Origin of the sequence: Pseudorhodobacter sp. E13 (assembly GCF_003991405.1) — a bacterium.
In the GTDB taxonomy this organism is placed as follows: Bacteria; Pseudomonadota; Alphaproteobacteria; order Rhodobacterales; family Rhodobacteraceae; genus Pseudorhodobacter.
The window spans coordinates 32,587-42,158 of record NZ_RPEN01000140.1; the positions used below are offsets into that span (position 1 = coordinate 32,587).

Annotated in this window: 11 protein-coding genes and 1 pseudogene; 8 read left to right on the forward strand and 4 right to left on the reverse strand. The window is 61.2% G+C overall.

The annotated features are described in order from the left end of the window. Positions 1-58 precede the first annotated feature (58 nt). Together EGN72_RS02965 and grxD are read left to right on the forward strand one after the other, a co-directional pair. A complete protein-coding gene (locus EGN72_RS02965) occupies positions 59-295 on the forward strand; it encodes a BolA/IbaG family iron-sulfur metabolism protein (protein ID WP_127045162.1) in 237 nt (78 codons plus the stop codon). Positions 296-347: 52 nt separating this feature from the next. Continuing rightward, complete coding sequence (gene grxD / locus EGN72_RS02970; protein ID WP_127045163.1) at positions 348-710, forward strand: Grx4 family monothiol glutaredoxin; 363 nt, start codon at positions 348-350, stop codon at positions 708-710. 142 nt (positions 711-852) lie between these two features. Here the strand turns inward: grxD and EGN72_RS02975 are convergent, their stop codons facing one another. Next, a complete protein-coding gene (locus EGN72_RS02975; protein ID WP_127045164.1) occupies positions 853-1,227 on the reverse strand; it encodes a cell division protein ZapA in 375 nt (124 codons plus the stop codon). Further along, the gene (locus EGN72_RS02980) at positions 1,220-1,771 is read right to left on the reverse strand and encodes a hypothetical protein (RefSeq protein ID WP_127045165.1); all 552 of its coding nucleotides are present in this window, start codon (positions 1,769-1,771) and stop codon (positions 1,220-1,222) included. The genes EGN72_RS02975 and EGN72_RS02980 overlap by 8 nt, the downstream gene beginning before the upstream one ends. Positions 1,772-2,132: 361 nt before the next feature. Here EGN72_RS02980 and tkt point away from each other — a divergent pair, with 361 nt between their 5' ends. Together tkt and EGN72_RS02990 are read left to right on the forward strand one after the other, a co-directional pair. Next, entirely contained in the window at positions 2,133-4,154 is a 2,022-nt protein-coding gene (gene tkt, locus EGN72_RS02985; RefSeq protein ID WP_127045166.1) for a transketolase, read from the forward strand. A gap of 176 nt (positions 4,155-4,330) precedes the next feature. Further along, on the forward strand, positions 4,331-5,290 hold the full coding sequence (locus EGN72_RS02990; protein ID WP_127045173.1) for a Stealth CR1 domain-containing protein: 960 nt from the start codon (positions 4,331-4,333) through the stop codon (positions 5,288-5,290). On the opposite strand, the gene EGN72_RS02995 is transcribed toward EGN72_RS02990, so the two are convergent. After that, positions 5,276-6,244, reverse strand: a complete 969-nt coding sequence (locus EGN72_RS02995; protein WP_127045167.1) for a DUF808 domain-containing protein — start codon at positions 6,242-6,244, stop codon at positions 5,276-5,278. The genes EGN72_RS02990 and EGN72_RS02995 overlap by 15 nt on opposite strands. 199 nt (positions 6,245-6,443) lie before the next feature. Between EGN72_RS02995 and gap (EGN72_RS03000) the strand changes: the two genes are divergently transcribed. The 4 genes from gap (EGN72_RS03000) to EGN72_RS03010 all read left to right on the forward strand — a co-directional run bounded on the left by gap (EGN72_RS03000) (position 6,444) and on the right by EGN72_RS03010 (position 9,465). Further along, positions 6,444-7,445, forward strand: a complete 1,002-nt coding sequence (gene gap / locus EGN72_RS03000; RefSeq protein ID WP_127045168.1) for a type I glyceraldehyde-3-phosphate dehydrogenase — start codon at positions 6,444-6,446, stop codon at positions 7,443-7,445. A 33-nt stretch (positions 7,446-7,478) separates the two neighbouring features. Next, positions 7,479-7,622: a hypothetical protein gene (locus EGN72_RS19265; protein WP_199743687.1), complete on the forward strand. Its 144-nt coding sequence runs from the start codon at positions 7,479-7,481 to the stop codon at positions 7,620-7,622. Positions 7,623-7,720: 98 nt separating this feature from the next. Continuing rightward, the gene (gap, locus tag EGN72_RS03005) at positions 7,721-8,722 is read left to right on the forward strand and encodes a type I glyceraldehyde-3-phosphate dehydrogenase (protein WP_127045169.1); all 1,002 of its coding nucleotides are present in this window, start codon (positions 7,721-7,723) and stop codon (positions 8,720-8,722) included. A gap of 119 nt (positions 8,723-8,841) precedes the next feature. Continuing rightward, positions 8,842-9,465: a MarC family protein gene (locus tag EGN72_RS03010; protein ID WP_127045170.1), complete on the forward strand. Its 624-nt coding sequence runs from the start codon at positions 8,842-8,844 to the stop codon at positions 9,463-9,465. A gap of 19 nt (positions 9,466-9,484) precedes the next feature. Here the strand turns inward: EGN72_RS03010 and EGN72_RS03015 are convergent. Continuing rightward, a pseudogene (locus tag EGN72_RS03015) lies at positions 9,485-9,572 on the reverse strand (IS5/IS1182 family transposase); the annotation flags it as partial.

Consider the following 9,572-nt stretch of genomic DNA (forward strand, 5'->3'; position numbering starts at 1 on the left):
TGCAGCCGCCCGCGGCCCGCCCTACATTGCTTGAAAGACCTGACACAGGACCACAGCCATGCCCATCACCGCGCAAGATATCGAAACCCTGATCCGCGAAAGCTTCCCCAATGCCGTGATCCATGTCGAAGGCGATGACGGGGCGCATTTCTCGGCCGAGGTCATCGACGAAAGCTTTCGCGGCCTCAACCGGGTGCAGCAACAGCGCGCGGTGATGAAGGCGCTGAAAGGCAAGATGGATGGCCCGCAGGGGGAATTGCACGCGCTTGGTCTGACCACCAAAGCGCCGGAATAGTGAAACACAGCTTCCGCCCGCTGCGGCCGCTGCAAAACCGAAGGACCTCAGAATGACCGACGCAACCGCACAGATCAAAGACACGATCGAAAAGAATGATGTCGTCTTGTTCATGAAAGGCACCAAAATGATGCCGCAATGCGGGTTCTCCAGCCGGGTGGCCGGCGTGCTGAACTTCATGGGCGTGGAATTTGCCGATGTGAACGTGCTGGAAGATGCCGATATCCGCCAAGGTATCAAGGATTTCTCGGATTGGCCCACGATCCCGCAGCTTTACGTCAAAGGCGAATTCGTCGGCGGCTGTGACATCATCACCGAGATGACGCTGAACGGTGAGTTGGATCAGTTGCTGGAAACCAAAGGCGTGGCCTTCAACAAGGAAGCCGCCGAAAAGATCCGCGAAGCCAACGCCTGAAGATCGCCGCACAACGACTTGAAATGAAACAGGTTTGTTTCATTTCATCTTGGCTTAAATACCTTCGGGGGTGAATTGGCCGCAAGGCCAAGGGGGGGCAGACAGCCCCCCGCTTCTTTTCCGGCCCCGTCAGGCCCCGCACTCAGGCGCGCGCTTTATCCTCGACCTTCGCAGCCAAAGCCTCGGCCCGGGCGGCGATCTCGGCCAGCGTCTCGGGGATTTGCGGCGGGATCACCGGAATTTCCACGCGCTGCGGTTCTGGCGCAGGCTGGTTCTCCAATTCCTCCACCCGCGCCTTGAGCACGCGCAACTGATCCTCGACCGAGGCGGTGCGGTCTGCCAGCATCAAGCCCGCCATCAGCAGCATCCGCGCCTCGGGCAAGCGGCCCATCTGGGTGACAAGCGGCTGGGCCTCGGTGTCCAGCATTGCGGCGGCGGTGCGCAGGAAATGTTCCTCGCCTTCCTGACAAGCCACCATGAAACTGCGGCCCCCGATGGTGATTTCCAGTTCAGCCATTGGCACGGGCCTCCTCGATCAGCGGCTTCAACTCTGCCAGAATTTCATCCATTTCGGCGGTTTCGGTGTGGCGGGTGGCCCGCAGGCTTTCCAGTTCCGCCAGCATCGCCTTGTTGATCAGATGCGGCTCTACCATGTTATCGGCCGCCGCCTCATGCAACACGCGCAGATGTTCGCGCAATTGCACGGTGGATTTGCGCATCCGCTGCAATTCCAGCCCTTGCACATCCAACTGCTGGGTCATCTTTTCGACCTTGGCTTCCAACTGGTTCTGCGACAGGTGATCGCGGTCTTTCACCGATTTCAGCCGCTCGGTCAGTTGCGCCGTCGTGGCCTTTTCGGCGGCGAGTTCCGATTTCAGCCGGGCAATCTCGGCCTCCAGCGGGGCGGTATCCACGGCGGGGGCAGGTTTCGGTTCTGCCGCAGGCGCTGCAACCGGCGCCACGGCAGAGGCCGCACCCAGCTTGTCCAATCCGGCGCCAATCCGCCCCAGCGCGGCCGTAATCCGCCGCTCGAGCTCTGCGATATTTGTTTGGTCGGCCATTCCTATGCCCCCTTGCCTCTTGCCTTTGCCGTCTCTGGCCTGACACGGTTCATCCCTGCCGCGCCTTGGCCATCGCCGCCATGTTACCCTGCTTGATCTGCGCTTGTCACATCTAAATCACATCCGCGAATCGCGCAAAGCCTGCGATTTGCCGATCTTATCGCAATCGGGCGGCAAATTGCCCCCCCTTTAGGATCAAGCCCTTGCCAGACATGCTTGATCTTGCCGACAAGGCTGATATGCAGCTTTGGAGTTTTCGGGCAAGGGGCCATCTGCCCCCTGCACTCCGTATCACCTGCCGCCACGCTTGGGCATCCGCATCCTGCGCCGCCCGACCGCAACAAGACGAAGGATCATCGCTTTGGATATTGCCACTCTGCGCGCCCAGCACCCCGAACATTGGAACAAGGCCTGCGCCATTCGCACCCTGACGCTGGATGCCGTTGCCGCCGCCAATTCCGGCCATTCGGGTATGCCGATGGGCATGGCCGATGTTGCAACCGTGCTGTTTGAAAACCACCTGAAGTTTGATCCCACCGCACCGAACTGGCCGGATCGTGACCGCTTTATCCTGTCGGCGGGCCATGGTTCCATGCTGATCTATTCGCTGCTGCATCTGACCGGTTATGCCGACATGACGCTGGAGCAGATCAAGAATTTCCGCCAATGGGGGGCCATCACCGCAGGCCACCCGGAATATGGCCATGCCACCGGGGTTGAAACCACCACCGGCCCCTTGGGTCAGGGCATTGCCAATGCCGTTGGTTTTGCGATTGCCGAAGAAAACCTGCGCGCGCGCTGGGGTGCCAAGATCATCGACCACTTCACCTATGTGATCGCAGGCGATGGTTGCCTGATGGAAGGCGTCAGCCAGGAAGCGATTGGTCTGGCAGGCAAGCAGCAATTGTCGCGTCTGATCGTGATGTGGGACAATAACGGCATCACCATCGACGGCAAAGTCTCGCTGTCCGATATCACCGATCAGAAGGCCCGTTTCGCCGCCTCTGGCTGGGATGTGTTCGAATGTGATGGCCATGACCCGGTGGATATCGACCGTGCGATCACGGCGGCCAAGGCCTCGCCCCGCCCCGCGATGATTGATTGCAAGACCCATATCGCGCTTGGCTCCTCGGCGCAGGATACCTCCAAGGGCCATGGCGCGCTGACCTCGCCCGAGTTGATCGCCGAGACGCGCAAGGTTTACGGCTGGCCGCATGCTGCCTTCGTGATCCCCGCCGATATCAAGCAAGCCTGGGAAGCCATCGGCGCGCGCGGGCTGGAAACCCGCAAAGCATGGGAGGCGCGTCTGGCCACCCTGTCCGATGCACGCCAAGCCGAATTCACCCGCATTTTCAAAACCGAAGCCCCGGCCAAACTGGCTTCGGTGGTGCGGGCCTTGAAAAAGCAAGCCGTGGAAACCCTGCCGAAACTGGCCACCCGCTCTGCCTCGGAAAAGGCGTTGGAGGTGATCAACCCGGTGATGAAGGAAACCATTGGCGGCTCTGCCGATCTGACCGGGTCCAACAACACCAAGACCGGCGATCTGGGCGTGTTTTCGGCCGAGGATCGCGCCGGACGCTACATCTATTACGGCATCCGCGAGCATGGCATGGCGGCCGCGATGAACGGCATGGCGCTGCATGGCGGTGTGCGCCCCTATTCCGGCACCTTCATGTGCTTTACCGATTATGCCCGCCCCTCCATGCGTTTGTCGGCGCTGATGGCTGTGCCGGTGGTCTATGTGATGACGCATGACAGCATCGGTCTGGGCGAGGATGGCCCGACCCACCAGCCGGTGGAACATCTGGCCATCAGCCGCGCGACGCCGAACACGCTGGTGCTGCGCCCTGCCGATCAGGTGGAAACCGCCGAGGCGTGGGAAGTCGCGCTGTCACAGGTCAAGACACCTTCGGTCATGGCGCTGTCGCGTCAGGGGGTGCCTGCGGTGCGCAAAAAGCACGTCAATCAGAACATGGTCGCCAAGGGTGCCTATGTGCTGGAGGAGGCCGAGGCCAAGCGTCAGGTGATCCTGATGGCAACCGGGACCGAGGTTTCCATCGCCGTCAAGGCCCGCGCTTTGTTGGAGGCCGAAGGCATCGGCTGCCGCGTGGTATCCATGCCCTGCATGGAGCTGTTCGCCGAGCAGGACGAAGCCTATCGCCGCAAAATCCTGCCGCCCGGCCCGGTTCGCGTGGCGATTGAGGCGGGCGTGCGCAGCGGCTGGGATCGTTGGCTGCTGGGCGAGCGTGGGCGCGAGCAGAAGGCCGCCTTTGTGGGGATGGAAGGCTTTGGTGCCTCGGCCCCGGCGGAACGTCTGTATCAGGAATTCGGCATCACCGCTGAAAACGCGGTCGCCAAGGCAAAGGCGCTTTTGGGTCTGTGATCGGTCTGTGATCCGGCCCTGACATTGCACAGCAAGGCCCCTGCATTGCGGGGGCCTAGTTTTTTCCGGCCTGCCGTCTTTTCCCTCGCCATCCCTGCCAGTCGGCCTATCTGTCGCGGGTGGGTTTGGCAGCGCAGAAAGATACAGACGTGGTGGAAAATGACGCAAGCCAGCCGATGGACGCTGTAATCACTTGGGTCAATGGCAGCAGCGACGCGCATCGGCAGTTGCGCCAGACCTATCTGGATGCCACCGCCCGCCCTTTGTCTGAAAATGCCACCAACTCGCATCGCTGGGAAAGCGCGGGCGAGATTCTCTATTGCCTGCGCTCCATCGAAAGTTTTGCGCCTTGGCTGCGCTGCATCTGGATCGTGGTGGATGATGAGGCCCCCGACCTGCGCTCGCTGTCACCGGGCTTGCGCCGCAAGGTGCGGATTGTGCGCCATACCGAGATTTTCGGTGACTACAGCGCGGTGCTGCCCACGTTCAATTCGCTGTCCATCGAGTCCATGCTGTGGCGGATCGACGGCTTGGCGGAGCGGTTCTTGTATTTCAATGATGATGTGTTTCTGGCCGCCCCCCTGCGCCCCGAAGATGTGTTTTGCGATGACATGCCGGTGCTGCGCGGCGCTTGGGTGGATTACAGCGCGCTGCCGGGGGATGCGGGGGCGGCGCAAGACCCGGCGCGGTTCCACCATTTCGTGCAGATCAATGCGGCGGGTCTGGCCGGATATAGGGCGCAGCGGCTGTTTGCCTCGGCGCATGTGGTGCATCCGATGCGGCGGTCTGTGATGGCGGGGCTGTTCGCGCAGCATCGCGCGGCCTTTCTGGACAATATCGCCCATCGCTTTCGCGACCTGTCGCAATTCCTGCCGCAGGGGTTGCACAATCACGCCTGTATCGCGGCAAATGCGGCTGTCTTGCGCGCGGGCAAAGACCATCTGCATGTCAAAAGCGGGCAAGGGATGGGCCGCAACCCGTCCGAAACGCGGGCCTTGCTGCAAAGCGTGGCCGACCCGTCGATCAAGTTCCTGTGCGTCAATGACCTGCCGCAACTGGAACGGCTGATCCCGGATGTGCGCGACTGGCTGGATGGCGTGGTGGGCCGTGCGGCACCCGCGTCAGTGTTGCGCTGACTTGCCCGTCACCGCCGCCATGGCAGGCCCGATCACCTTGGTCACCACCGGAATAAGCACAAGCCCCAGCGCAAAGCCCAAGACGCCATCCAGCGCCGCCGTCACGGCCCATTTCACCAAACCGCTGGCGGTGCTGACAGCTTGGCCCGCCGCCTCGGCCAGATGGTGAATCTCATCATAGAGCCAAGGCCAGCCCAACACCTCTAGCCCATGGGTGATGATATTGCCGCCGACCCACAGCATCGCCCCGGTTCCGATCACCGACAGCGTGGTCAGCAAATAGGGCATGAAGCGCACCAGCCCGCGCCCCACCGCCCGGCTGGCCGCAAGCCGCATATTGGCTGCCATATGCAGCCCCACATCATCCATCTTCACGATCAGCGCGACCACGCCATACACGGCCACCGTCACCAGCACCGCCACCGCCGCAAGGGTTGCGGCCTCCATATAGATGTTCGGCGCCTCGATCACCGAGAGCGAGATGGTCATGATTTCCGCCGACAGGATGAAATCGGTCTTGATGGCCCCGGCCACGCGCTCCTCCTCCAGATGCGCGGGGTCCTTCGGGGTCATATCCGCGTCCACCTCATGGCTGGCATGGGGAAAGAGCGCGTGGAAAATCTTTTCCGCGCCTTCAAAGCACAGATAGGCCCCGCCCAGCATCAGCAAAGGCGTGATGGCCCAAGGCGCGAAATTGGACAGGAGAAGTGCAGCAGGCAGCAAAAACAGCAGCTTGTTCTTGAAAGAGCCTTTGGTGATGCGCCAGATCATCGGCAATTCGCGGCTGGCATCAAGGCCCGTCACATAGGTGGGCGTGACCGCAGCGTCATCAATCAGGACGCCTGCGGTTTTGCTGCCCGCCTTGGCCGCAGCGGCGGCAATATCATCCACCGAGCTGGCCGCCACTTTGGCAATCGCGGCCACATCATCCAACAGGGCAAGTAATCCACTCATTCCGCGTCCTCTCAATTCCTGCGCCCAAATTAGCGGACTGACCCAGAAGGGCAAGCCGTTAGCGGAAACAGCGCGCAGGCGTTGGCGCTAACATCAAGGTTTTGCGCTAACATGCTGATAAATCGTTGCTTTTATGCTTTGAAACGGGCGCGGGCTTCTGTATCAGCCCCGGCAAGGGCGTGGAACAAGAGGGTTGGATATGACAATCACCATCGGGATCAACGGGTTTGGACGGATCGGGCGCTGCACCTTGGCGCATATCGCGGAAAGCGCGCGCAATGACGTGCAGGTGGTGGCGATCAACGCCACCGGGCCGATTGAAACCAACGCGCATCTGTTGAAATACGATTCCGTGCATGGCCGTTTTCCGGGCACCGTGCGGGTGGCAGGCAATACGCTGGATCTGGGCCGTGGCCCGATGCGCGTGATGAGCACCTATAACCCGCAAGAGCTGGACTGGGAGGGTGTTGACGTGGTGCTGGAATGCACAGGCCAGTTCAACGACCGCGACAAGGCTGCTGTGCATCTGACGCGCGGTGCCAAGCGGGTTCTGGTGTCTGCCCCGGCAAAACGCGCTGATAAAACCGTGGTTTACGGGGTGAATCACCGCCAGTTGACCGCCGATCATCACGTCGTGTCCAACGGCTCTTGCACCACCAATTGCCTTGCGCCTTTGGCCAAGGTGCTGAACGATGCGGTGGGGATTGAAAGCGGCATCATGACGACGATCCACAGCTATACCGGCGATCAGCCCACGCTGGACCGCCGCCACGCCGACCTTTACCGCGCACGCTCGGCGGCGATGGCGATGATCCCCACCTCTACCGGGGCGGCCAAGGCGCTGGGCGAGGTGCTGCCGGAACTTGCGGGCCGTCTGGATGGCACCGCGATGCGCGTGCCCACACCCAATGTCTCGGCGGTGGATCTGACCTTCGTGTCGCGCAAGACGGTGACGGCGGCGCAGGTGAATGACATCGTGCGCGAGGCCGCCGCCGGCTATATGGGCATGGTCATGGCCTATGACCCCGAACCCAAAGTCTCGATCGACTTCAACCACACCCCGCAATCCTGTATCTTTGCGCCGGATCAGACCAAAGTCGTTGGCAATTGCGTGCGGGTGCTGGCGTGGTATGACAATGAATGGGGTTTCTCTTGCCGGATGGCCGATGTGGCCGGGGCGATGGGGCGGCTCTTGCATTAAAGGGCCGCGCTACGGCCAGGGACTAGGGGCCGTATGACAGACAAACTGGCGATTTGGCTTGGCTTGGCAGTGCTTGCCGCGATTGTGGGCGATATTTTCCTCAATCACGGCGCGGCGCTGCTGTTCTTGTTGCGGAAATTCGCCGTTTTCATCGAATATCTGTCTTTTTGGCGGTAAATCAGGCAGGCTACGCTTGATCTTTTCGCGTTTATCGCGATGTTAGCGCTAGCAAACGGGGCCACCCGCCCCTTTCTCTCAGATGAGGACAGAAAGCCATGACCGTTAAAGTAGCCATCAATGGATTTGGGCGTATCGGCCGCAACGTCTTGCGGGCGATCATTGAATCGGGCCGCACCGATATCGAGGTTGTGGCGATCAACGATCTGGGGCCGGTGGAAACCAACGCGCATTTGCTGCGCTTTGATTCGGTGCATGGCCGCTTTCCGGCCGAGGTGAAAACCACCGAAACCACCATCGACGTGGGCCGTGGCCCGATTGCCGTGACCGCGATCCGCAACCCGGCAGAACTGCCCTGGCAGCATATTGACATCGTGATGGAATGCACCGGAATTTTCACCGACAAGGAAAAAGCCAAGGTGCATCTGGAAAACGGCGCGAGCCGGGTTCTGGTCTCGGCCCCGTCCAAGGGCGCGGACAAGACCATCGTTTACGGTGTGAACCATGACACGCTGACAGCTGCCGATGTGATCGTTTCCAACGCCTCTTGCACCACCAACTGCCTGTCACCGGTGGCCAAGGTGCTGAACGATGCGATTGGCATCACCAAGGGCTTCATGACCACGATCCACAGCTATACCGGCGATCAGCCGACGCTGGACACGATGCACAAGGACCTGTATCGCGCCCGCGCCGCAGCGCTGAGCATGATCCCGACCTCGACCGGGGCGGCGAAAGCCGTGGGTCTGGTGCTGCCGGAACTGAACGGCAAGCTGGACGGTGTGGCCATCCGCGTGCCGACGCCGAATGTCTCGGTTGTTGATCTGACCTTTGAAGCCAGCCGCGCCACCACGGTTGAGGAAGTGAACGCCGCCATCATCGCGGCGGCCAATGGCCCGCTGAAAGGCGTGCTGGGCTATACCGACCAGCCGAATGTCTCTTCGGATTTCAACCATGACCCGCGCTCGTCCATCTTCCATCTGGACCAGACCAAGGTGCTGGATGGCAATATGGTGCGCATCCTGACCTGGTATGACAATGAATGGGGCTTTTCCAACCGCATGGCCGATACGGCTGTGGCGATGGGCAAGCTGATCTGATCACGCGCAAGCGTTGGACTGGCAAAAAGGCGCCCGCTGCGGCGCCTTTTTCATTTGGGAATCTGGCGGGGACGCGCCAGAATTGGTAACAATGGCTGACCCAACCAAGGACAGACCGCATGGCAATTTCGACCACCCTTTTGCAGGAATTCATCACGCTTTGGGTGGTTATTGACCCGATTGGCACCTTGCCGGTGTTTCTGGCCGTGACCTATGGCGCCTCGGCGGCGACATCGCGGCGGGTGGCGTTGCGCGCGGTGCTGATTGCCTTTGCGGTGCTGTTGTCCTTTATCGTCTTTGGGCAGTTGGTGCTGGATGCGCTGGGGCTGGCGCTGCCATCGTTCCAGATTGCGGGCGGGTTGGTGCTGTTCCTGTTTGCGCTGTCGATGATCTTCGGGGCCTCCAAACCCGAATCCGAGGTGGCAGACTGGGATCACCATGCCTCGGCCGTGTTTCCGCTGGCGATGCCGTCCATCGCCTCGCCCGGGGCGATGCTGGCCGTGGTGATCCTGACCGATAACGACCGGTTCTCAATCGCGCATCAGGCGATGACGGCGGGGCTGATGGCCTTGGTTCTGGCGATCACGCTGGTGATCTTGCTGGCCGCCGCCCCCATTCACCGGGTCATCGGGGCCACGGGGGCTTCGGTGATCAGCCGGGTGATGGGGATCATTCTAGCGGCTGTTGCGGTGGATGCGATCCTGAAGGCTTTTGTGGTGATCGGCGTCATCGCGCCGTTCTAGGGTCCAGACTCATTGACCGTCAAAGCCAGAACAAGACAGTTGCGGCGAGGGCGACGGCTGAGAGGAAGGTCTTTGCGCATCGGTCGTAACGTGTTGCGATGCGGCGC

Coding starts and splice junctions, on each gene's coding strand:
- EGN72_RS02965 (WP_127045162.1), top strand. CDS start 59: ATGCCCATCACCGCGCAAGATATCGAAACCCTGATCCGCGAAAGCTTC.
- EGN72_RS02975 (WP_127045164.1), bottom strand. CDS start 1,227: ATGGCTGAACTGGAAATCACCATCGGGGGCCGCAGTTTCATGGTGGCT.
- EGN72_RS03010 (WP_127045170.1), top strand. CDS start 8,842: ATGGCAATTTCGACCACCCTTTTGCAGGAATTCATCACGCTTTGGGTG.
- EGN72_RS02980 (WP_127045165.1), bottom strand. CDS start 1,771: ATGGCCGACCAAACAAATATCGCAGAGCTCGAGCGGCGGATTACGGCC.
- EGN72_RS19265 (WP_199743687.1), top strand. CDS start 7,479: ATGACAGACAAACTGGCGATTTGGCTTGGCTTGGCAGTGCTTGCCGCG.
- gap (WP_127045169.1), top strand. CDS start 7,721: ATGACCGTTAAAGTAGCCATCAATGGATTTGGGCGTATCGGCCGCAAC.
- EGN72_RS02995 (WP_127045167.1), bottom strand. CDS start 6,244: ATGAGTGGATTACTTGCCCTGTTGGATGATGTGGCCGCGATTGCCAAA.
- grxD (WP_127045163.1), top strand. CDS start 348: ATGACCGACGCAACCGCACAGATCAAAGACACGATCGAAAAGAATGAT.
- gap (WP_127045168.1), top strand. CDS start 6,444: ATGACAATCACCATCGGGATCAACGGGTTTGGACGGATCGGGCGCTGC.
- EGN72_RS02990 (WP_127045173.1), top strand. CDS start 4,331: ATGGACGCTGTAATCACTTGGGTCAATGGCAGCAGCGACGCGCATCGG.